17 protein-coding genes are annotated in these 21,621 nt (G+C 71.7%); 13 read left to right on the top strand and 4 right to left on the bottom strand.

Annotation, left to right across the window (positions count from 1 at the left end):
- Positions 1–74: 74 nt before the first annotated feature.
- The 4 genes from PV963_RS32555 to PV963_RS32570 all read left to right on the top strand — a co-directional run bounded on the left by PV963_RS32555 (position 75) and on the right by PV963_RS32570 (position 3,901).
- Complete coding sequence (locus PV963_RS32555) at positions 75–1,001, top strand: proline dehydrogenase family protein (RefSeq protein ID WP_274819900.1); 927 nt, start codon at positions 75–77, stop codon at positions 999–1,001.
- 122 nt (positions 1,002–1,123) lie between these two features.
- Positions 1,124–2,755 (top strand): L-glutamate gamma-semialdehyde dehydrogenase, encoded by a 1,632-nt coding sequence (gene pruA / locus PV963_RS32560; RefSeq protein ID WP_274819902.1) that lies wholly within the window; start codon positions 1,124–1,126, stop codon positions 2,753–2,755.
- 213 nt (positions 2,756–2,968) lie between these two features.
- Positions 2,969–3,523, top strand: coding sequence for a GNAT family N-acetyltransferase (locus PV963_RS32565; RefSeq protein ID WP_274819903.1), 555 nt, complete (start codon positions 2,969–2,971; stop codon positions 3,521–3,523).
- A gap of 246 nt (positions 3,524–3,769) precedes the next feature.
- Positions 3,770–3,901, top strand: coding sequence for a hypothetical protein (locus PV963_RS32570; protein ID WP_010048656.1), 132 nt, complete (start codon positions 3,770–3,772; stop codon positions 3,899–3,901).
- 53 nt (positions 3,902–3,954) lie between these two features.
- Here PV963_RS32570 and PV963_RS32575 read toward each other — a convergent pair whose 3' ends face one another.
- Positions 3,955–5,523: a purple acid phosphatase family protein gene (locus PV963_RS32575; protein WP_274819905.1), complete on the bottom strand. Its 1,569-nt coding sequence runs from the start codon at positions 5,521–5,523 to the stop codon at positions 3,955–3,957.
- A gap of 154 nt (positions 5,524–5,677) precedes the next feature.
- On the opposite strand from PV963_RS32575, the gene PV963_RS32580 reads away from it, so the two are divergent.
- Together PV963_RS32580 and PV963_RS32585 are read left to right on the top strand one after the other, a co-directional pair.
- Positions 5,678–6,721, top strand: a complete 1,044-nt coding sequence (locus PV963_RS32580) for a 3-isopropylmalate dehydrogenase (protein WP_274819906.1) — start codon at positions 5,678–5,680, stop codon at positions 6,719–6,721.
- A 243-nt stretch (positions 6,722–6,964) separates the two neighbouring features.
- Complete coding sequence (locus PV963_RS32585; RefSeq protein ID WP_274819908.1) at positions 6,965–8,053, top strand: branched-chain amino acid aminotransferase; 1,089 nt, start codon at positions 6,965–6,967, stop codon at positions 8,051–8,053.
- Positions 8,054–8,096: 43 nt separating this feature from the next.
- On the opposite strand, the gene PV963_RS32590 is transcribed toward PV963_RS32585, so the two are convergent.
- Positions 8,097–9,548 (bottom strand): cytosine permease, encoded by a 1,452-nt coding sequence (locus PV963_RS32590; protein WP_274819909.1) that lies wholly within the window; start codon positions 9,546–9,548, stop codon positions 8,097–8,099.
- A gap of 144 nt (positions 9,549–9,692) precedes the next feature.
- Between PV963_RS32590 and ureA the strand changes: the two genes are divergently transcribed.
- From ureA to PV963_RS32625, 7 genes are all read left to right on the top strand, one after another.
- Complete coding sequence (gene ureA, locus PV963_RS32595; protein WP_274819911.1) at positions 9,693–10,397, top strand: urease subunit gamma; 705 nt, start codon at positions 9,693–9,695, stop codon at positions 10,395–10,397.
- Entirely contained in the window at positions 10,394–12,106 is a 1,713-nt protein-coding gene (locus PV963_RS32600; protein WP_274819913.1) for an urease subunit alpha, read from the top strand. Before ureA ends, PV963_RS32600 begins: the two co-directional genes overlap by 4 nt.
- Before the next feature lie 8 nt (positions 12,107–12,114).
- Positions 12,115–13,152 carry an agmatine deiminase family protein gene (locus tag PV963_RS32605; protein WP_274819915.1) on the top strand — a complete coding sequence of 346 codons (1,038 nt, stop codon included), beginning with the start codon at positions 12,115–12,117 and terminating at the stop codon, positions 13,150–13,152.
- A gap of 16 nt (positions 13,153–13,168) precedes the next feature.
- On the top strand, positions 13,169–13,774 hold the full coding sequence (locus PV963_RS32610) for a TetR/AcrR family transcriptional regulator (protein WP_274819916.1): 606 nt from the start codon (positions 13,169–13,171) through the stop codon (positions 13,772–13,774).
- A 125-nt stretch (positions 13,775–13,899) separates the two neighbouring features.
- The gene (locus PV963_RS32615; protein ID WP_274819918.1) at positions 13,900–15,144 is read left to right on the top strand and encodes a hypothetical protein; all 1,245 of its coding nucleotides are present in this window, start codon (positions 13,900–13,902) and stop codon (positions 15,142–15,144) included.
- A 301-nt stretch (positions 15,145–15,445) separates the two neighbouring features.
- Entirely contained in the window at positions 15,446–17,050 is a 1,605-nt protein-coding gene (gene cimA / locus PV963_RS32620) for a citramalate synthase (RefSeq protein WP_274819920.1), read from the top strand.
- A 134-nt stretch (positions 17,051–17,184) separates the two neighbouring features.
- The gene (locus PV963_RS32625; protein WP_274819922.1) at positions 17,185–18,537 is read left to right on the top strand and encodes a hypothetical protein; all 1,353 of its coding nucleotides are present in this window, start codon (positions 17,185–17,187) and stop codon (positions 18,535–18,537) included.
- A 772-nt stretch (positions 18,538–19,309) separates the two neighbouring features.
- Here the strand turns inward: PV963_RS32625 and PV963_RS32630 are convergent.
- Together PV963_RS32630 and PV963_RS32635 are read right to left on the bottom strand one after the other, a co-directional pair.
- A complete protein-coding gene (locus tag PV963_RS32630; RefSeq protein ID WP_274819924.1) occupies positions 19,310–20,494 on the bottom strand; it encodes a Cmx/CmrA family chloramphenicol efflux MFS transporter in 1,185 nt (394 codons plus the stop codon).
- 157 nt (positions 20,495–20,651) lie between these two features.
- Entirely contained in the window at positions 20,652–21,590 is a 939-nt protein-coding gene (locus tag PV963_RS32635; protein WP_274822182.1) for a DMT family transporter, read from the bottom strand.
- Positions 21,591–21,621: the final 31 nt, after the last annotated feature.

The raw sequence follows: 21,621 nt of genomic DNA on the forward strand, positions 1-21,621 counted from the left end.
GTTCTCCGTGCCGTACCCGAAGCGTCATCCGCCCGGGGTCCGGCCATCCGTTGGTTGTGCTCTGGAGGTGCCCCGTGCTGGGTCCCGTGATTCTCGCCGCGTCGCGCAGCGACCGGATGCGACGCCTGGTTTCGGCGGCACCGGTGACCAAGCAGGTCGTCGACCGTTTCATCCCCGGCGAGGGCGTCGACGACATGGTTCCGGTCATCCGGGAGCTCACCGGGCGGGGCATGGAGCTGACGATGGACGTCGTCGGCGAGGACATCACCAACCCCGTCCAGGCCGCCGCCGCGCGGGACGCCTACCTGGAGCTGATCGACCGCCTGAAGCCGCTGGAACTCGGCACCCGCGCCGAGATGTCGGTGAAACTGTCGATGTTCGGGCAGGCGCTGGACGGCGGCCACGAACTGGCCCTCGCCAACGTCCGCCCGGTCGTCGAGGCCGCCGCCGAGATCGGCACCACGGTCACCCTGGACGCCGAGGACCACACCACCCTCGACTCGATGTTCGCCATCCACGAGGAGCTGCGGAAGGACTTCCCGCAGACGGGCTGCGTCATCCAGGCGTACCTCTTCCGCACCGAGGCCGACGCCCGCCGCCTCGCCGCGAACGGCAGCCGGGTGCGCCTGGTCAAGGGCGCGTACAAGGAGCCGGGCTCGGTCGCGTATCTGGACAAACACGAGATCGACCGGGCATACGTGCGGATCCTCGGGACGTTGATGCAGGGGGAGGGGTACCCGATGATCGGGTCCCACGACCCGCGCCTGATCGCCATCGGCCAGGAGCTCGCCCACCGCGCCGGGCGAAAGCTCGACGAGTACGAGTTCCAGATGCTCTACGGCATCCGCACCGAGGAGCACCTGCGGCTGGCCGCCGAGGGCCACCGGATGCGCGTGTACACGGCCTACGGCACCGACTGGTACGGCTATTTCATGCGCCGCCTCGCGGAGAAGCCGGCCAACCTGCGCTTCTTCGCCCGCTCGATGCTGACAAAGGGCTGAGGCTCGACAAGGACTGAAGCTCGACAAGGGCTGAAAGCCCGACAAGGGCTCAGGCTCACCAAGGACTGAGGCTCGTCAAGGGCTGAGACCGAATCACCGCTCAGTAAGGAGTTACGGAAAACATGGACGCTGTGACCCAGGTCCCCACCCCCGTCAACGAGCCGGTGCACGGCTATGCCCCCGGCTCGCCCGAGCGTGCCCGGCTGGAGGCCAGGCTGAAGGAGCTGGCCGACAACCCCGTCGACCTTCCCTGCACCATCGGCGGCGAGAAGCGGATGGGCGGCGGTGATGAGTTCAAGGTCGTCCAGCCGCACAACCACCAGGCCGTGCTGGGCACGTACCGCAACGCCACGCAAGCTGACGCCCAGGACGCCATCGACGCGGCCCTGGCCGCCGCGCCCGCCTGGCGTGCGATGTCCTTCGACGACCGCGCGGCGATCATCCTGCGCGCCGCCGAGCTGCTCTCCGGCCCCTGGCGCGAGACGCTCGCCGCCTCCACCATGCTCGGCCAGTCCAAGACCGCCCAGCAGGCCGAGATCGACACGCCCTGCGAGCTGATCGACTTCTGGCGGTTCAACGTCTCCTACGCCCGCAAGCTCCTGGCCGAGCAGCCGCCGGCGAACTCCCCGGGTGTGTGGAACCGTCTGGACCACCGCCCGCTGGAGGGATTCGTCTACGCGATCACGCCCTTCAACTTCACCGCGATCGCGGGCAACCTGCCGACGGCCCCGGCCCTGATGGGCAACGTCGTCGTCTGGAAGCCGTCCCCGACGCAGACCCACGCCGCCGTGCTGCTCATGCAGCTGCTGGAGGAGGCCGGCCTGCCCAAGGGTGTCATCAACCTCGTCACCGGCGACGGCATCGAGGTCTCCAAGGTCGCCCTGGAACACCGCGACCTCGCGGGCATCCACTTCACCGGCTCGACCCCCACCTTCCAGTACCTGTGGAAGACGGTCGGCAACAACATCGAGAAGTACCGCACCTACCCGCGTCTGGTCGGCGAGACCGGCGGCAAGGACTTCCTCGTCGCCCACCCGTCGGCCGACCCGGCGATCCTGAAGACGGCGTTCACCCGGGGCGCCTTCGAGTACCAGGGCCAGAAGTGCAGCGCCACGTCGCGGGCGTACATCCCCGCCTCGATCTGGAACTCCGGCTTCAAGGAGGAGCTCGCCGCCGAGGTCGACGGCATCAAGATGGGTGACGTCACCGACCTGTCGAACTTCATCGGCGCCGTCATCGACGAGCGTGCCTTCGCCAAGAACAAGGCCGCCATCGACCGCGCCAAGGAGGACCCCGCCTGCACGATCGTCGCGGGCGGCACCTACGACGACTCCGAGGGCTGGTTCGTCCGCCCGACCGTCATCGAGTGCACCGACCCGGAGAACGAGGTCTTCCGTACCGAGTACTTCGGCCCGATCATCGCCGTGCACGTCTACGAGGACGACAAGTACGACGAGATGCTGACGCAGATGGAGTCCGTCTCCGACTACGCCCTGACCGGCTCGGTCATCGCGAACGACCGCGCCGCGGCCGCCTACACGGCGGACAAGCTCCGCTACGCGGCCGGCAACTTCTACATCAACGACAAGTCGACCGGCGCCGTCGTCGGCCAGCAGCCCTTCGGCGGCGGCCGTGCCTCCGGCACCAACGACAAGGCCGGCGCCCCGCAGAACCTGATGCGCTGGACCCTGACCCGCGCCATCAAGGAGACCCTGGTCCCGCCGACCGACTACAGCTACCCGCACATGGGCTGAGCCCTCACTGCACCGACGGGCCGGGTCACGACCCGGCCCGTCGGCGTCTGCCGTTCGGGAGACTTCCGGCAGACTTCCGGCGTCTGCGGCACCCCGGCCCCGGGCGCCGCCTGACCTGGCCTGGACGTGCCCGTGCTCATCGTCGACCGTGCCCATCCGGCCGCGCCCGCATAACCGGTCGAGAGCCACCCGGCCCGTTCGCATACTGGGCGGATGACCTCCCGGACGACCACCCGCGCGCGCACCGCCCACACCGCCGACCTCGCCCCCGCCGAACTCGACGCCGTACGGGCCCTGCTGGACGCCGCCTTCGACGGCGACTTCGGCGACGAGGACTGGGACCACGGCCTCGGAGGCATGCACGCCGTCGTGTACGACGGCTCCGGGCTCGCCGCGCACGGGGCCGTCGTGATGCGCCGGGTGCGGCACCGCGGCCGGTGGCTGCGCGCCGGGTACGTGGAGAACGTCGCCGTACGCGCCGACGCCCGCCGCACCGGCCTCGGCGGGCAGGTCATGGCGCAGCTGGAACGCGTCGTCGACCGCGCCTACGACTTCGGCGCCCTGTCCGCCAGCGAGGACGGCGCCCGGCTCTACACCTCCCGCGGCTGGCGGCTGTGGCGCGGCCAGGTGCACGCCCTCAGCCCCCAGGACGGCGTCGTCCGCCTGCCGGAGGAAGAGGACAGCACCTACGTCCGGTCGGCCCTCGCCGGCCCGCTCGACCCCGCGCACGAACTGCTCTTCGACTGGCGCGACGGAGACGTGCTCTAGGAATCACCGCAGGTCAGTGCGGTGTGACGCAGTCCACCGTCTCAGATAGTAGGAAGTCCGAGTAATTGTGGAGACAGACGCTCCGGCCTCCCTTAGTTTTGTAGGAGCCGAACGTCTCGCTCGACCAAGCGAATGGCGGTCGTGAGCCGGGCCCCGTGCAGGCAACCCCTGCGGCACCGCTCCCCGCCCCATCCGGCGTCTCGTATCCCTCTTTGCACTCCATGCTGTCGAAGGAGTCGATTTCCCATGGCCGAGACGACCGTCCGCCGCCGAGTCCGTCACGTCTCCCGTACGAGCGAGTCCGACCGCAAGAACGCCGCTGCGGCCCTCCAGCGGGCCCTCGACCGCCGTGACAACGGCGGATCCACCGGTCACTGAGCCGTACCACCCCCTGATCCGGGAGCCGCACCCGACGAGGCGCGGTGCGGGGCTCACGCCCCGCGCCGCACCTCGAAATGGTCGATCCGCTCACCGCTCGACGCCAGCGCCGACACCTTCAGCCTCGGCGCGGCGCCGCTCTCCGCCTCCACGGAGAGGAACGAGAAACCGCGGTAGCGCACCCGCGACCACTGCACCGACTCCGCCTTGGTGTCCCGGGACTTCGTCCACCGGAACGTGTCGACCGACTCGCGGTCGGCGGTGTTCCCCTCGTAGCTCTCCTTCACGCCGTCGGGGAAGCCGTACAGCTCCTTGCCGCCACCGCCCGCCGTGACGTACACGATCCCGTCCCGCCGCGGATCCGTCGTCCCGCCGACCGGCACCGGCCTGCCCACCCCGCCGTTCCGGATGGCGTCGGTCCGCTCGTAGACGTGGTTGTGCCCGTTGATCACCAGGTCCACCTGGTGCCTGGCGAACAGCGGCAGCCACTCGGCGCGCACCCCGCCGTCGGAGGCGTGCGTGGACGTCGAGTACGCGCAGTGGTGGAAGAAGACGACGACGAAGTCGACGGAAGCGTCGCCCCGCAGCTCGCCGAGCTTCCCGTCCAGCCACTTCGTCTGCCGCCCCTCCGTGTAGCCGAAGTTGGCGGGGATCTCGTACGACACGTCGTTCGCGTCCAGCGCGACCACGCCGACGTTGCCGTACGTGAAGGCGTACACCCCCGGTGCCGTGCGCGCGTCGAAGCCGCTGTCCGGCAGGGAGAAACGGGCGAGCTGGCCGCCGTAGCCGTCCGGCGAGTACCAGGCCTCCATGTCGTGGTTGCCGGTCGTCACCATCCACGGCACCGACCTGGCCACCGGCTCGGTCTGCTTCAGGAACCGGTCCCACTGCCCGGCGTCGAAGACGTCCGACTCCTTGCCCTTGCCGGTCGGGTCGGCGTAGCAGATGTCGCCGGCGTGGAGGTGGAAGGCAGGGCTCCGGCGCAGCAGCAGACGGTCGTTGAGAGCCGCCTCCTCGCCGACGCCCTGGTCGCCGAACGCGGTGAACACGAACCGCTCCGGCGGACTCGCGGGTGCTGTACGGAAGGACGTGACGGTAGACCGGTGCTGCGGGGACGCCGGGTCGAAGCCCTCGTGGCCGACGCCGTAGTAGTACGTCGTGTCCGGGCGCAGGCCGTCCAGCGCCGCGTGCAGGTAGTACTGCTCGACCGCCGGCCGTACGCCCTTCAGCTCCGGGGTGTGCAGGTCGCGCAGCTCCGCCTCGATCCTGCGGCCGAGGTCGTCGGGGCGCAGGCCCACCCGGACGTACGGCCTCTTCACCGCCAGCGGCACCTGCCAGGAGATCCGCATCTGCGTCTTCGGGTCGGCGCCGAAGGCGAGATGGCGGCCGAAGGGGGTGATGAAGGATCCCGGCGCCTTCGACGTGCTCGGCGACGGGCTCCTGGTCGCCGTACCGCTCCCCGGCCCCGAGCCGGAACAGCCGGTCAGCAGGCCGCCCGCGACCGCTCCCGCCGTCACCAGAGTGCGCCGCCGCGACAGCCTCGTCCGCAGGTACTCGTGCTGTTCCGCCATGCTCATCCGGCCGGCGAGCTCGGGCGGGATGCCGAAGTGGGGGATCTCCATGTCGAGTGAATTTCCCAGCGGAGGCCAACAGTCGCACCACGTACGGGTGAACGCGGGTCGACGGCCGCGTGCGGTCCCCCGAGCGGGCGCCCCTCACCTGTCCGCATCACGGACACCCCGTGTCATCCCATGGGACGAGGAGTAGGGTGCCCGCATGTCTCGCAGCATCAATCTCGCAGTGATTCCCGGTGACGGCATCGGCCAGGAAGTCGTGGCCGAAGGCCTGAAGGTCCTCTCCGCCGTCCTTCCGCAGGATGTGAAGCTGGAGACCAAGGAGTACGACTTCGGCGCCAAGCGTTACCACGCCACCGGTGAGACCCTCACCGACGCCGACCTCGACGCCCTGAAGAAGCACGACGCCATCCTGCTCGGCGCGATCGGCGACCCGAGCGTGCCGTCCGGCGTCCTGGAGCGCGGCTTCCTGCTGAAGCTCCGCTTCGCCTTCGACCACCACGTCAACCTGCGTCCGTCGAAGCTGCTGCCGGGTGTCGCCACCCCGCTGGCCGGCGAGCCGCAGATCGACTTCGTCGTGGTCCGCGAGGGCACCGAGGGCCCGTACACCGGCAACGGCGGCACGATCCGCAAGGGCACCGAGCACGAGGTCGCCACCGAGGTGTCCGTGAACACGGCCTTCGGTGTCGAGCGCGTGGTCCGTGACGCCTTCGCGCGTGCCCAGGCCCGCCCGCGCAAGAAGCTGGCGCTGATCCACAAGAACAACGTGCTGACCTTCGCGGGTCACCTGTGGACGAACATCTTCAACAAGGTGGCCGAGGAGTTCCCCGAGGTGACCACCGAGTACATGCACGTCGACGCGGCCACGATCTACCTGGTCACCCAGCCCGAGCGCTTCGACGTGATCGTCACCGACAACCTCTTCGGCGACATCATCACCGACCTCGCCGCGGCCGTCTCCGGCGGCATCGGTGTGGCGGCCTCCGGCAACATCAACCCGTCCGGAGAGTTCCCCTCGATGTTCGAGCCCGTGCACGGCTCGGCCCCGGACATCGCCGGCCAGGGCAAGGCCGACCCGACCGCCACGGTGCTGTCCGTCGCCCTGCTCCTGCGCCACCTCGGCTACGAGGCCGAGGCCGCCCGTATCGACGAGGCGGTCTCCGCCGACCTGTCGGAGCGCAGCGGCAAGCCCGTCCGCTCCACCTCGGAGATCGGCGACGCGCTCGCCGTACGCGTAGCCGGCTGACCCGCCGCCGGCTTATCCCAAGCCGCCGGGTCGCATCCGCGCCCGGCGGCTTTCGCATGTTCCCGCCGGGTGTCACCATCGACCACCGGGTCGCATTCACCCCGTTCCTTCCGCCGTAGCCCCCGGGCGATAATCGAACGCGAGGCCGCGGAACGAGGGAATGCTCGGACGTCCTAGCACTGGTCACCATCAGAGCTGTACCGAGCGCGGCCCGTCACTACAACCGGTGAAGGACTTCAACCCATGACGACGCCCACGATCGAGCTCAAGCCGTCCGCCAATCCGCTCTCCGCCGCAGATCGGGAGGCGATCCTGGCCAACCCCGGGTTCGGCCGCCACTTCACCGACCACATGGTGACGATCAAGTGGACGGAGGGCCGCGGCTGGCACGACGGCCAGCTCGTGCCGTACGCGCCGATCTCCCTCGACCCCGCCACCACGGTCCTGCACTACGCGCAGGAGATCTTCGAGGGGCTGAAGGCCTACCGCCGCCCCGACGGCTCGGTCGCCACGTTCCGCCCGGAGAAGAACGCCGAGCGCTTCCAGCGTTCCGCGCGGCGGCTGGCGATGCCCGAGCTGCCGGTCGAGACGTTCATCGAGGCGTGCGACGCCCTGGTGAGGCAGGACAAGGCGTGGGTGCCGGCGCACGGCGGGGAGGAGTCCCTCTACCTGCGCCCGTTCATGATCGCGACCGAGGTCGGGCTGGGTGTGAAGCCGGCCAACGAGTACCTGTTCCTGGTGATCGCCTCCCCGGCCGGCGCGTACTTCCCGGGCGGCGTCAAGCCGGTCTCCATCTGGGTCTCCGAGGACCGTGTCCGCGCCGTCCCCGGCGGCATGGGCGACGCCAAGACCGGCGGCAACTACGCGGCGTCCCTGCTGGCGCAGGCCGAGGCCGCGACCAAGGGCTGCGACCAGGTCTGCTACCTCGACGCCGTCGAGCACAAGTGGGTCGAGGAACTGGGCGGCATGAACCTGTACTTCGTGTACGGGGACAGGATCGTCACGCCGTCCCTCACCGGCTCGATCCTGGAGGGCGTCACCCGCGACTCGCTGCTCACCGTCGCGCGTGACCTCGGCTACGAGGCCGAGGAGGGCCGGGTCTCGGTCGACCAGTGGCAGCGGGACTCGGAGAACGGGTCGCTCACGGAGGTGTTCGCCTGCGGTACGGCCGCGGTGATCACGCCGGTCGGGACGGTGAAGCGGGCCGGGGCCGAGTGGCAGCAGAGCGGGGGTGAGCCGGGCGAGGTCACGCTGCGGCTGCGTCAGGCCCTGCTCGACATCCAGCGCGGTACGGCGGAGGACAAGCACGGCTGGATGCACCAGCTGGGCTGACCCCGCCCCTGGCCCGGGGGCTCGGCCATCCGGGCCCCCGGACCTATGCCCACCCGCCGCCCGAAGCGGTCGGACAAGAAGTGCTGGTCCCCTCCTCGCCCCCGGGTTCCGTAGCCACGGCGCCCGGGGCCGACACCACATACGCCACCCCGCCCACCAGCCCCGACAGCAGGAAGCTGCAGTCCACCCCGCCGGTCAGCGCCAGCAGCGGTCCCTCGTACGAGGGCAGGGACACCGCCAGGACACCGACGAGCGCGCCGGCCGCCCAGGAGGCGGTCGCCGGGATGTTCCAGCCGGCGCGGTACCAGTAGACGCCCCCTCGCGCGCGGCGGTTGAACACCTGGAGGGCGTCCGCGTCGTACACCCCGCCGCAGCGGGCGAAGCCGATGAGGGTGATGACCGCCCAGGGCGTGCCGATCGCCGTCAGCAGCAGGACGAAGGACGTCATCGCGCTCTGCGCGGTCGAGTAGTAGTGCCCGGCGAAGACACAGGCCGTGGCGATCACGGCGACCGTGTACGTGGCCCTGGCCCGTGAGGCGCGCGGCAGGATCGCGTCCAGGTCGAGGCCCATCGAGTACAGCATCAGGCCCGCGTTGCCGACCGAGCCCGCGGAGGCCGCGAGCAGCAGCGGGACGAGGTACCAGGAGGGGGCGGCGGAGACGAGCGGGCCCGCGTAGTCCAGGGCGGCCCGGGCCGCGTACGCCGTGAAGGTGCCGAAGAGCTGCGGCACCAGCAGCCCCAGCATCAGCCCCAGCCAGGTCGCGTGCAGCACCCGGCGTGAGGAGTGGCGGGCCGGGGAGATGTAGCGGGTGTAGTCGCCGAGGAGGGTGATGAAGGCGATCGGGCCGGACAGTCCCGCGGCCACGGCCGCGAGCAGCCAGGTCGGCCAGAACCCGCCCAGCAGATAGCCGCCGGTCTCCGGCAGCGCGGCGGTGGTGAAATCGGGCGCGTAGGCGATCACCCCGAGCGTCAGCAGGGCCGTCATGCCGAAGGCGAGGACCCGCGACATCGCGAGCAGCACCCGGTAGCCGTACACCGCGCCCGCGACGGTGGCCGCGGCGAGCAGCCCGTAGACGATCCCGTAGGACACCCCGCCCTGCGGCAGTCCGGCCAGCCGGCCGAGCACGCCCACCATCACGTCCCCGCCGATCCACACGGTCAGGGCGGTGTAGCCGAGGGCCAGCAGCAGTCCGACCACCGAGCCGATCAGCCGCCCGCGGACCCCGAACTGGGCGCCGGAGGAGGTCGACAGGTTGGTGCCGGTGCGCAGCGAGACCAGGGCGAGGGGAGCCGTGAACACCACGCCCACGACCGTGCCCGCGAGCACCGCGCTGACCGACGACCACCAGTCCAGGCCGAAGGACGGCGGCAGCCAGCCGAAGACGATCACGCCCAGGCAGAGGTTGGAGCCGAGCAGGATCGAGACGAGATCCCGTGGCCCGCTGGTGCGCTCCTCCTCGGGGATGGTGTCGACTCCGCGCTGTTCGATCGGCATGGGCTGGTCTCCTTCGACGCCGCCAGACTTTTAGAGCGACGCTCAATGTGGCGCGATCCATCGTGTTCCGTCAACGGTCGGGTTGCGGGAATTTAGCGTTTAGAGTGATGTTCTAAGATTTGAAAGGCAAGGAGGTGTCGAGGAGTGAGACTGACTCCCACGGAACGTGACCGGCTGCTGCTCTTCTCGGCCGCCGAGCTGGCCCGGGCCCGCAAGGCGCGCGGCCTCAGGCTGAACGTGCCGGAGGCCACCGCGCTCGTCGCGGACACCGTGTGCGAGGCCGCCCGGGACGGTGCGAGGCTCGCCGAGGCGATCGAGCGGGCCCGGGCCGTCCTCGGTCCGCACGACGTGCTGCCCGGGGTCGCCGACGTCGTCACCGAGGTGCACGTCGAGGCGGTCTTCGACGACGGCTCGCGGCTCGCGGTCGTCAGCGACCCGATCGGCGCCGGCCTCGGCGACCGGGCCCCGGGCGCGCTGCTGCCGGGGCCCGGGCACGACGAGCCCGAGGCGGTCGTACGGCTGACGGTCACCAACACCGCCACCGTGCCCGTCTCCGTCACCTCCCACTTCCACTTCTTCGAGGCCAACCCGCGGCTCGCCTTCGACCGCGGACAGGCCTACGGCATGCGCCTGGCCGTGCCCGCCGGGTCCTCCGTGCGGTTCGGGCCGGGGGAGAGCGTCGAGGTGGGGCTGGTGTCGATCGGGGGCGAGCGGATCGCGATCGGGTTCGCCGGACTCGTCGACGGGCCGCTGGACGCGCCGGGCGCCAAGGAGGAGGCCCTGCGGCGGGCCGCCGCCTGCGGATACCTCGGCACGGCGGAAACACCTGATCAGGAGGTCGAGCGATGAGCCGTCCGGGAGGCCACCCCGCCGAGGCCCGCCGCCTCACCCCGTACGAGTACGCCGCCACCCATGGTCCCCGCGCCGGCGACCGCATCCGCCTCGGAGACTCCGGCCTGGTCGTCCGCGTGGAGTCCGACGCCCAGCGGTACGGCGACGAGTTCCTCGCCGGGTTCGGCAAGACCGCCCGCGACGGGCTGCACCTCAAGGCCGCCGCCGTCCGGGAGACCTGTGACGTCGTCGTCAGCAACGTCGTGGTGATCGACGCCGTGCAGGGCATCCGGAAGGTGTCGATCGGCATCCGCGAGGGACGGATCTGCTCGATCGGGCGGGCCGGGAACCCCGACACCCTCGACGGGGTCGACGTCGTCGTCGGCACCGGCACGTCGATCGTCTCCGGCGAGGGGCTCATCGCCACCGCCGGAGCCGTCGACACCCACGTCCACCTGCTGTCGCCGCGCATCATGGAGGCCTCGCTCGCCTCCGGTGCGACCACGGTCATCGGGCAGGAGTTCGGGCCCGTGTGGGGCGTCGGCGTCAACTCGCCCTGGGCGCTGCGGCACGCGTTCAACGCCTTCGACGCCTGGCCGGTCAACATCGGCTTCCTGGGCCGGGGTTCGTCGTCCCACGCGGCGCCGCTGGTCGAGGCCCTCGCCGAGGGCGGCGCCTGCGGCTTCAAGGTGCACGAGGACATGGGCGCCCACACGCGTGCCCTGGACACCGCCCTGCGCGTCGCCGAGGAGCACGACGTCCAAGTCGCCCTGCACAGCGACGGGCTGAACGAGTGCCTGTCCGTGGAGGACACCCTGCGGGTGCTGGAGGGCCGGACCATCCACGCCTTCCACATCGAGGGCTGCGGCGGCGGGCACGTCCCCAACGTGCTGAAGATGGCGGGCGTGCCGAACGTCATCGGCTCCTCCACCAACCCGACGCTGCCCTTCGGCCGGGACGCCGTCGCCGAGCACTACGGCATGATCGTCTCCGTCCACGACCTCAAGACCGACCTGCCCGGCGACGCCGCCATGGCCCGCGACCGCATCCGCGCCGGCACCATGGGCGCCGAGGACGTCCTGCACGACTTGGGCGCGATCGGCATCACCTCGTCGGACGCGCAGGGCATGGGGCGCGCGGGCGAGACCGTCCGCCGTACGTTCGCGATGGCCGGGAAGATGAAGGCCGAGCTCGGCGCCCCGGAGTGCGGCCACGACAACGAACGCGTCCTGAGGTACATCGCCAAGCTGACCGTCAATCCGGCCATCGCGCACGGCCTCGCGCACGAGGTGGGGTCGCTGGAGGCCGGCAAGCTCGCCGACATCGTGCTGTGGCGGCCGGAGTACTTCGGGGCCAAGCCGCAGCTCGTGCTGAAGGCCGGCTTCCCGGCGTACGGCGTGACCGGCGACCCGAACGCGGCGACCGACACCTGCGAACCTCTGGTGCTGGGGCCGCAGTTCGGGGCGCACGGCACGACGCCCGCCGACATCTCCGTCGCCTTCGTCGCGCGGGCCGCCCTCGACCAGGGCAACGACAGCCTGCCCACCCGGCGTCGCAGGGTCGCCGTGCGCGGCACGCGCGGTATCGGCCCGGCCGACCTGCGCCTCAACTCCCGTACCGGGGCCGTCGACGTCGACCAGCGCACCGGCCTCGTCACCCTCGACGGTGAGCCGCTGCGCTCCGAACCGGCCGAGTCCGTCTCCCTCAACCGTCTCTACTTCCTCTGAGGTTCACGATGCCCGCAGCCGCCGACGGCTTCCGCATGCCCGCCGAATGGGCCCCGCACGAGCGCACCTGGATGGCCTGGCCGGGCCCGAACCCGACCTTCGACGACCCGGAGGACTTGGCCGCCGCCCGGCTCGCCTGGGCCTCGGTGGCCCGCGCGATCCGCCGGTTCGAGCCGGTGACGGTGGTGTGCGGCCCCGGGCAGTCGGAGCAGGCCCGCACCCTGCTGGGCGAAGGGATCGAGACGGTCGAACGCGACCTCGACGACGCCTGGATGCGCGACATCGGCCCGACCTTCCTGACCGACGGCCGCGGCGAACTGGCCGCCGTCGACTGGACGTTCAACGGCTGGGGCGCCCAGAGCTGGGCCCGCTGGGAGCACGACGCGAAGATCGCCGCCTGCGTCGCGGACCTCGCGGGGGCACGGACGTACACCTCGCACCTCGTCAACGAGGGCGGGGCGATCCATGTGGACGGCGAGGGCACGGTCCTGCTGACCGAGACCGTGCACCTGGGTCCCGAGCGCAACCCCGGCTGGACGCGGGAGCGGGTCGAGGTCGAGATCCACGCCCTGCTCGGCACCCGCAAGGCGATCTGGCTGCCGCGCGGCCTGACCGGCGACTACCCCCCGCACGGCTTCGGCACCCTCGGCCACGTCGACATCGTCGCGGCCTTCGCCCGCCCCGGCGTGGTCGTGGCCCATGTGCAGCCCGACCCCGCGCATCCCGACCACGAGGTGACGAAGGAGATCACCGGCCTGCTGAAAGCGCAGACGGACGCGCGCGGCCGCCGCCTGGAGGTTGTCGAGGTGCCCGCCCCCACCGTCCTGGAGGCCGACGGCCACTGGGCCGACTACTCCTACATCAACCACTACCTCTGCAACGGCGGCGTGGTCCTGTGCGGCTTCGACGACCCGAGCGACGAACTCGCGGCCGGCATCTTCCGCCGCCTGTTCCCGCAGCGGACCGTGACACTGGTCGACGCCCGTACGATCTTCGCTGGCGGTGGAGGCATCCACTGCATCACCCAGCAACAGCCGAAGATCTAGCACCCGGGAGCAGCAGATGGCCGGTGGGCGCAGGCAGGCCCCGCCCCGCGAGGACGTGCTCGCCGCCGCCATGGAGATGATCGCCGAGCGCGGCCTGGAGAAGCTCACCATGGCGGCGCTCGGCCGCGAGGTCGGCATGAGCAGCGGCCACCTGCTCTACTACTTCGGCTCCAAGGACGAACTGCTGCTGCGCACCCTGGAGTGGAGCGAGGGCCGCCTGGGCGCCGAGCGCGGACGGCTGCTGACCCGCGCCGCCACCGCCCGCGAACGTCTCGACGCCTACGTCGACCTCTACGTCCCCGACGGCCACCGCGACCCGCACTGGACGTTGTGGCTTGAGGTGTGGAACCGCTCGCAGAGCGCTGCCGCCGACGCAGACGCCCGCGACCGGCAGGCCGCCATCGAGGGCGTCTGGCACCGCGACCTGGTGGCCCTGCTCGCCGAGGGCATCTCGCGGGGCGAGTTCAAAAGCGTCGACCCGGACCGGTTCGCCGCCCGCCTGCGGGCGCTGCTGGACGGCTTCGCCATCCATGTGGCGATCGGCCTGCGCGGTACCGACCGGGCCCAAGTCCTCAGGCACGTGCGCGAGTTCCTCGCCGACAGCCTCCTCGCGGACACCTGAACACCCGCCCGGGTTGTACTCAATACGACGGATTGACCCTGTGGCCCGTGGTGCTGTTGGCTCTGGGGAGCCCTCGGCGCGGGGCCGGGGGAGAAGCGTCAACGGGGACACAGGGGGAACAGCACATGACCAGCACCAGGAGGGCCACGTCCGTCGCGCTCGGCGTGGCCCTGGCCGTCACGCTCGGCGGCGTCGCCGCGCAGGGCGCGACCGCCGCTGAGGCGGCGCCGCGGACCGAGAAGGCGAGCATCGCCCCGGACGGCACCGACGGCAACGCCGCCTCCGGCGGGCCGAGCCTGAGCGCCGACGGCCGTCATCTGGCCTTCGTCTCCAGCGCCGACAACCTCGTCGCCGGTGACACCGACGGCACCGCCGACGCCTTCGTCCGCGACCTGAAGACCGGCACGACCCGGCTGGCCAGTACAGCGACGGACGGCGGCCCGGTCGACGACGTCGCCCTCAGCGGCAACGGCCGGTACCTGGCCTACGGCGCCACCGACGGCGACGGCCGCAGCCACATCTGGGTCAAGGACCTGAAGTCCGGCGCCCTCCAGCGCGTCGAGGACACCGTCGCCACGGGCTACGACACCGGCCGGCAGCCCGCCATCAGCGCCGACGGCCGCTACGTCGCCTTCGTCGCCCAGCGCTCGCAGTTCACGCAGTCCGACGACGGCTGGGGACGCGTCTACCGCGTCGACCGCACCACCGGCGAGGCCGCCCGCATCAGCCAGGTGCCCGCGGCGGGCGACCGGAAGACCGCCGCCACCCACCCGACCATCAGCGCCGACGGCAGCCGGGTCGGCTACCAGTTCTTCGTCCCGCACCCCGCCTCGGGCGACTGGAGCGACGCCTACGTCCGGGACGTGCCGAGCGGCGAGCTGTTCCACGCCGACCGGGCGCCGGAGGGTCTGAAGTCCACCGGGCAGACCGAGTTTCCGCAGGTCAGCGCCGACGGCCGGTACGTCGTCTTCAACTCGCTCGACTCGCAGCTCACCCCGGGCGACACCAACAACGGCCACAACGCCTTCGTCCGTGACCTCAAGACGGGCGAGCTGCGCCGCATCGACGCCGCCGACCCGGCCGCCTTCACCGCCTGTCCGCAGCTCAGCGCCGACAACCGGCATCTGGCCTTCGTCTCGGCCGACCCGGGCGACACGGACCGTACGACGCGGGCGTACGTACGTGACCTGCGCACCGGGCGCACGGTCCTGGCCAGCCCGGACGCCGAGGGCGGCCCGAACGACCAGAGCGTGTCCGCCCCGGTGATCGACCGGCACGGCCGCCAGATCGCCTTCAGCAGCTCCTCACCCGACCTCGTGCCCGGCGACACGTACGACACCTCGCACGTCTACGTCCGTCACTTGAAGTGACCGACCGCATCCTGAGACACGCGTGAGCGAAGCGCGGGGGTTGTGCCAGACTGCCCCCGTGCTCTCGTTCGCCATGATTATTGGCAGCAGGCGCGCCGGTCCGCAGTGACCGCCACGTACGACCAGGTACGGGCGGACACCGTCGTCCTCGACCCGCGCGCAGACCTCTCGCACCCGCGAGAGGTTTTTCGCATTTCTGGCCCACCCGCAGCCGGAGGCGAGAGCGCGAGGGAGTATGTGAGGGCGGTGGAGCCGGTCATTCCGGTACGACCGAGATCCCATCCTCAGGAGCCTTGACACCATGACCGCAACCAGCGAACTCGACGATTCCTTCCACGTCTTCGACACCACCCTGCGCGACGGCGCCCAGCGGGAGGGCATCAACCTCACCGTCGCGGACAAGCTGGCCATCGCGCGGCACCTGGACGACTTCGGCGTGGGCTTCATCGAGGGCGGATGGCCGGGCGCGAACCCCCGGGACACCGAGTTCTTCGCCCGTGCCCAGCAGGAGATCGACTTCCGGCACGCCCAGCTGGTCGCGTTCGGCTCCACCCGCCGCGCCGGCGCCACCGCCGCCGAGGACCCGCAGGTCAGGGCGCTCCTGGACTCCGGCGCGCAGGTGATCACGCTGGTCGCCAAGTCGCACGACCGCCACGTCGAGCTCGCCCTGCGCACGACCCTGGACGAGAACCTGGCGATGGTCCGCGACACGGTGTCGTTCCTGAAGGAGCAGGGCCGCCGGGTCTTCGTCGACTGCGAGCACTTCTTCGACGGCTACCGCGCGAACCCCGAGTACGCGAAGTCGGTCGTCCGTACGGCCTCGCAGGCCGGCGCGGACGTGGTGGTCCTCTGCGACACCAACGGCGGCATGCTCCCGGCGCAGATCCAGGCGGTCGTCGGCACGGTCCTGGCCGACACGGGCGCCCGGCTCGGCATCCACGCCCAGGACGACACGGGCTGCGCGGTGGCGAACACGCTGGCCGCCGTCGACGCGGGCGCGACGCACGTCCAGTGCACGGCCAACGGCTACGGCGAACGCGTCGGCAACGCCAACCTCTTCCCGGTCGTGGCGGCCCTGGAGCTGAAGTACGGCAAGAAGGTGCTGCCCGAGGGCCGGCTGCGCGAGATGACCCGCATCTCGCACGCGATCGCCGAGGTCGTCAACCTCACGCCCTCCACGCACCAGCCCTACGTCGGCGTCTCGGCCTTCGCGCACAAGGCCGGCCTGCACGCCTCGGCCATCAAGGTCGACCCGGACCTGTACCAGCACATCGACCCCGAGCAGGTCGGCAACACCATGCGGATGCTGGTCTCCGACATGGCCGGCCGCGCCTCCATCGAGCTCAAGGGCAGGGAACTCGGCATCGACCTCGGCGGCGACCGCGAGCTGGTCGGCCGGGTGGTCGAGCGGGTGAAGGAACGCGAGCTCAGGGGCTACACGTACGAGGCGGCGGACGCCAGCTTCGAGATCCTCCTGCGCACCGAGGTCCAGGGCAAGCCGCTGCGCTACTTCGAGGTCGAGTCCTGGCGCGCCATCGTCGAGGACCGCCCCGACGGCTCCCACGCCAACGAGGCCACGGTCAAGCTCTGGGCCAAGGGCGAGCGCATCGTCGCCACGGCCGAGGGCAACGGCCCGGTCAACGCGCTGGACCGGGCCCTGCGCGTGGGCCTGGAGAAGATCTACCCGCAGCTCGCCAAGCTGGACCTGGTGGACTACAAGGTCCGCATCCTGGAGGGCAAGCACGGCACCAACTCCACGACCCGCGTGCTGATCTCCACGTCCGACGGCACGGGCGAGTGGTCGACGGTGGGTGTCGCCGACAACGTCATCGCGGCGAGCTGGCAGGCCCTGGAGGACGCGTACACGTACGGGCTGCTGCGGGCGGGAGTGACCCCGGCCGAGTAGGCGGGTGGCGACGGCTGACGGCGCCTTCCGCGCCGTCGCCGTCAGCCGATCCGTTCGGTCAGTTCGGGAGTGTCCCGAAATCCGTGCCCTGACCGATATCCCTTATCTGTTCCGATTCGGGTAGCTTCGAACATATGAAGGCCGCACTGGTGCGTACCCTCGTACGCCTGCTGATCGTGCCGGTCGTCGCCGTACTGGCGGCGCTGATGGCCGGGGCGCCCGGTGCGCACGCGGCCACCGACCTCTCGAAGGTCGCCGAGGAACTGCGCGAGAACCCGGTCTACGTCGATCCGGCCGCCTCCGGCCAGCTGGCCGAGTCGGACGCCGAGGCGCTCGCCGACAAGATCAAGGACGCGGACAAGCCCGTCTTCGTGGCGGTCCTCCCGGCGGACTTCCCGACGCAGGACCTCTTCCGGAACCTCCGCACCGAGACCGGCGTCACCGGCCTGTACGGCATCCGCCTCGGCGACGAGTTCGACGCCCGTGCGGACAGCGCGGTGATGAGCAGCCAGGCGGTGTCCAACCTGGTCACGGCCGTGCGTGACGCGGGCGATGCCAAGGCCCAGCTGAACGACTTCGTCGACGACGCCCTGCGCAACGTGGGCGGCTCGGCCCCCAGCAGCTGGAGCGACGGCTCGGGTACCGACGTGCCGGTCGGCGGCCTGGTCACGGTCGGCGCGCTGATCGCGGCCGGCGGCGCGGGCGCCTACGCGCTGGCCCGCCGCAACCGCCGCCGCCACGAGGAGGAGCAGCGGGCCGCGCTGGAGAAGCTGCGCGTGGTGGTCGACGAGGACATCACCGCCTTCGGCGAGGAACTCGACCGCCTCGACTTCCACCCCGGTGAACCCGGCGCCGACGACGCGATGCGCGCGGACTACGAGCACGCGCTGGACGCCTACGAACAGGCGAAGTCCCTGATGGCGGCGGCGACGAAACCGGAGGACGTGCGGGCCGTCACCCAGGCCGTGGAGGACGGCCGGTTCTCCCTGGCGCGACTCGAGGCCCGCCGCGAGGGCGGACCGCTTCCGGAGCGGCGCCCGCCCTGCTTCTTCGATCCCCGCCACGGTCCGTCGGTCACCGACGCGAGCTGGACGCCCCCGGGCGGCAGCACGCGCGACGTCCCCGTCTGCGCGGCCGACCGGACCCGGCTCGCCGAGGGCCGCGACCCGGTGATCCGCGAGGTCGACACCGAGTACGGCCGCCGCCCGTACTGGGAGGCCGGTCCGGCGTACGGCCCCTGGGCCGGCGGTTATTTCGGCGGCGGCATCCTGCCCGGCCTCCTCATCGGCACCATGCTCGGCAGCATGATGGCCGCCCCCGCCTACGGGGCCGACTACGGCTCCGGCTACGGCGACTTCGGCGGCTACGAGGGCGGCGACGTCTCCGGCGCGGACTTCGACACCGGTGACTACGGGGGCGGCTTCGGTGACGGGGGCTTCGGCGGCGGCGACTTCGGTGGGGGAGGGGACTTCGGGGGCGGCTTCTGACGGGAGCGGCGATCGGACGCGCCGGCGGCCTCACGACCGGCGCGTCCGAGCCCGCCCTCCGCGAACAGGCCGAGCGCCGTCGGAAGGCCCAGCCCCGGGCGCTGCCCTCAGCTCCGGCCCCGACCGGTGGTCAGCGCCCGGCCGCGACACGTGTGCCGGTGCCGGGTGGTGGGGGCCCGGCTGGGTCTGGGTTCAGGGGCCGCGCACCTGTGTCGGTGGTTGGCGCCCGGTTCGGTCCCTGGTTCAGGGTCCGTACGCGGTGTCGTTGGTTGGCGTCGGGCTGGGTCCGGGTTCTGGGTCCGTGCCCGTGCCGGGTGGTGGGCGCCCGGCTGGGTTCGGGTCCAGGGTCCGCGCCTGTGGCGGAGGTCGGCGCTGCACCGCGTCGCGGTTCAGGGTCCGTGCGCGGTGTCGTTGGTCGGCGCCGGGCCGGGTCCCGGTTCAGGGCCACGCGCCCGTGCCGGGTGGTGGGCGCCCGGCTGGGTTCGGGTCCAGGGTCCGCGCCTGTGGCGGAGGTCGGCGCTGCACCGCGTCGCGGTTCAGGGTCCGTGCGCGGTGTCGTTGGTCGGCGCCGGGCCGGGTCCCGGTTCAGGGCCACGCGCCCGTGCCGGGTGGTGGGCGCCCGGCTGGGTTCGGGTCCAGGGCCCGCGCACCCGTGCCGGAGGTCCACGCCCCACCACGTCCCGGTCCACGGCCTGTGCGCCGGTGTCGGTGTCTGTGATCAACGCCCCACCACGTCCCGGCCCGTGAGACCCCCGGCAACCCGAGCCGGAAGTCAGTCCGCCACCACGTCCCGGCCCAGCACCCGCTCCCGCTCCCGCCACACGCCCCCGGCCACCACACCCGCCAGCGCGACCAGCCCCGCACTGACCCACACCGGTGCCCGGTACCCGAACCCCGCGTCGATCACCACACCACCGGCCCAAGGGCCCAGCGCGGCACCCACGTTGAACGCGGCCGTGGCGAAACCCCCGGCCAGTGTGGGCGCGCCCGGTGCCGCGTACAGCACCTGGGAGATCAGCGTGGAGCCGACGCCGAAGGACAGCGCCCCCTGGGCGAAGACGAGTCCGAGTGCCAGGGCCGGGTGCCCGGCCCCGAGGGCCAGGAGGCACCAGCCCAGGCACACCGCGACGCCCCCGAAGACCAGGACCGGCACGGGACGCCGGTCGGCGAACCGCCCCGCGGCGCTCACCCCCGCGAACGACCCGGCCCCGAACAGCGCGAGCACCCCGGGAACCCAGGCGTTGCCCAGCCCCGCCACCTCGGTGACCAGCGGCGCCAGATAGGTGAAGGTGCAGAACGTCGCACCGTTCACGAGGGCGCCCAGCACCAGCGTGACGACCAGCCGGGGGCTGCGCAGCGACCGCAGTTCACCGCGCAGCGCGGGCGGCGCACCCCCGGCCGCACCGCCGGCCGCACCGCCGGGCACCGACCTGGCGACCGCCACCAGCGCGGGCAGGGACACCAGCGCCACGGCCCAGAACGCCGCACGCCAGCCCCACAGCCCGCCCAGCACGGCCCCGGCGGGCACCCCGGCCACGCACGCCAGCGTCACCCCGCCCAGCAGCATGGACGTGGCCCGCCCCTTCGCGTCCGCCGGGACCATGTCCACGGCGGCCACGAGGGCGACGGCGAGGAAACCGGCGCTCGCGAGCGCCCCCACGACCCGGGTGGCGAGCAGCACCTCGAAACTGCCGGTGAGGGCACCGACGACATGGACGGCGAGAAACACGACGAGGAACGCCAGCAGCGCACCCCGCCGCGGCCAGCGTCGCGCGAGGCCCGCCACCAGCGGCGCCCCCACGACCATCCCCACCGCGAAGGCGGAGGTCAGCGCCCCTGCCGCGGGAACGGACACTCCCAGATTCCGCGCGATGTCCGGCACCAGACCGGACAGCATGAACTCGGACGTTCCTTGCGCGAACACGGCAAGGCCCAGCAGAAGCAGAGCGAACGGCACGAAAAAACTCCGCACCCCGAAGTCGACGTCGGACACGACAGGTCGGACGGCTTCCGGCAGCGGAGCGAGCGGGCTTCAGCGGCCCGGCATCACGAGCAGCCACCGGAGAGCCGGTGGCCGCACTCTGGACGCCTCGGGGCTGGACATGGGCAAGACGTTAGGCAGGCCCGGGGGCGCGGGTCCACCGGTTTTCCTCCGGCTCGCCGCGGGCGGCCGTCACAGCCGTGTCCTTCCGGCCGCCACCGCGGTGGACGACGATCACGGCCACGAGACAGACGGCCAGACCGAGAGCGGTCTGCGCGCCGAACGGCTCACCGAACATCAGCGCGCCCCAGACGGCCGTGACCGGGGCCATGAGGAACATCAGCGTGTTCACCTTCGTCACCCCGGAGCGCTTGAGGATGAGCCAGTACAGCCCGTACCCGCCGAACGTGGACAGACCCACGAGCCAGGCGACGGCCACCCAGAACCCGCCCTCGGCGGGCGGTGCGGCGGCTCCGGTGCTCAGGGCCAGCGCGGAGAAGAGGACGGCGCTGGTGGCGCAGTGGACGGTCAGCGACACCGAGGGAGCGACCCGCGAGCGGGACCGGCTCTCCAGGAACGTCGCCGCGACCAGGGACAGCATGCCGAGCAGCGGGACGGCGTACGCCCACCAGGCCACGCCGGTCCCGGCCGCGGCGTCGGCCAGGGTGACCGCGGCGACGCCGCTCAGCCCCAGCCCCAGGCCGATCCACTGCCGGCCCGAGACGTACTGCCCCAGCAGCGGTCCCGCGAGGGCCCCGGCGACGAGGGGCTGAACCCCGTCGATCAGGGCCGTCGTGCCGCTGGAGACGCCGAGCTGGATGGCGTAGTAGACGCTGAGCAGATAGCCGCTCTGCGACAGCACGCCGATGACGGCCTGCCGGGTCACGTCCCGGGCGGTGAGCCCTCGCCAGGCCGCGCGCATGACGACGGCGACGGCGACGAGGACGACGGCCAGCGGCAGGAACCGCCACATCAGGACCGTGATCGCGGACGCGCTGCCCGCACCGAGCTTGGCACCGATGAACCCGGAGCTCCAGCACAGGACGAAGGCGACGGAGAGCAGGATGTTCACGAACATCACAACCAGTAGACAGATCGGTATA

It is taken from the genome of Streptomyces coeruleorubidus, assembly GCF_028885415.1.
GTDB lineage: Bacteria > Actinomycetota > Actinomycetes > Streptomycetales > Streptomycetaceae > Streptomyces > Streptomyces coeruleorubidus_A.

Excerpts from the sequence above, each read along its gene's own strand:
- pruA (WP_274819902.1), top strand. The coding sequence starts at position 1,124 with ATGGACGCTGTGACCCAGGTCCCCACCCCCGTCAACGAGCCGGTGCAC.
- PV963_RS32565 (WP_274819903.1), top strand. The coding sequence starts at position 2,969 with ATGACCTCCCGGACGACCACCCGCGCGCGCACCGCCCACACCGCCGAC.
- PV963_RS32570 (WP_010048656.1), top strand. The coding sequence starts at position 3,770 with ATGGCCGAGACGACCGTCCGCCGCCGAGTCCGTCACGTCTCCCGTACG.
- PV963_RS32575 (WP_274819905.1), bottom strand. The coding sequence starts at position 5,523 with ATGGAGATCCCCCACTTCGGCATCCCGCCCGAGCTCGCCGGCCGGATG.
- PV963_RS32580 (WP_274819906.1), top strand. The coding sequence starts at position 5,678 with ATGTCTCGCAGCATCAATCTCGCAGTGATTCCCGGTGACGGCATCGGC.
- PV963_RS32585 (WP_274819908.1), top strand. The coding sequence starts at position 6,965 with ATGACGACGCCCACGATCGAGCTCAAGCCGTCCGCCAATCCGCTCTCC.
- PV963_RS32590 (WP_274819909.1), bottom strand. The coding sequence starts at position 9,548 with ATGCCGATCGAACAGCGCGGAGTCGACACCATCCCCGAGGAGGAGCGC.
- PV963_RS32600 (WP_274819913.1), top strand. The coding sequence starts at position 10,394 with ATGAGCCGTCCGGGAGGCCACCCCGCCGAGGCCCGCCGCCTCACCCCG.
- PV963_RS32605 (WP_274819915.1), top strand. The coding sequence starts at position 12,115 with ATGCCCGCAGCCGCCGACGGCTTCCGCATGCCCGCCGAATGGGCCCCG.
- PV963_RS32610 (WP_274819916.1), top strand. The coding sequence starts at position 13,169 with ATGGCCGGTGGGCGCAGGCAGGCCCCGCCCCGCGAGGACGTGCTCGCC.
- PV963_RS32615 (WP_274819918.1), top strand. The coding sequence starts at position 13,900 with ATGACCAGCACCAGGAGGGCCACGTCCGTCGCGCTCGGCGTGGCCCTG.
- cimA (WP_274819920.1), top strand. The coding sequence starts at position 15,446 with ATGACCGCAACCAGCGAACTCGACGATTCCTTCCACGTCTTCGACACC.
- PV963_RS32625 (WP_274819922.1), top strand. The coding sequence starts at position 17,185 with ATGAAGGCCGCACTGGTGCGTACCCTCGTACGCCTGCTGATCGTGCCG.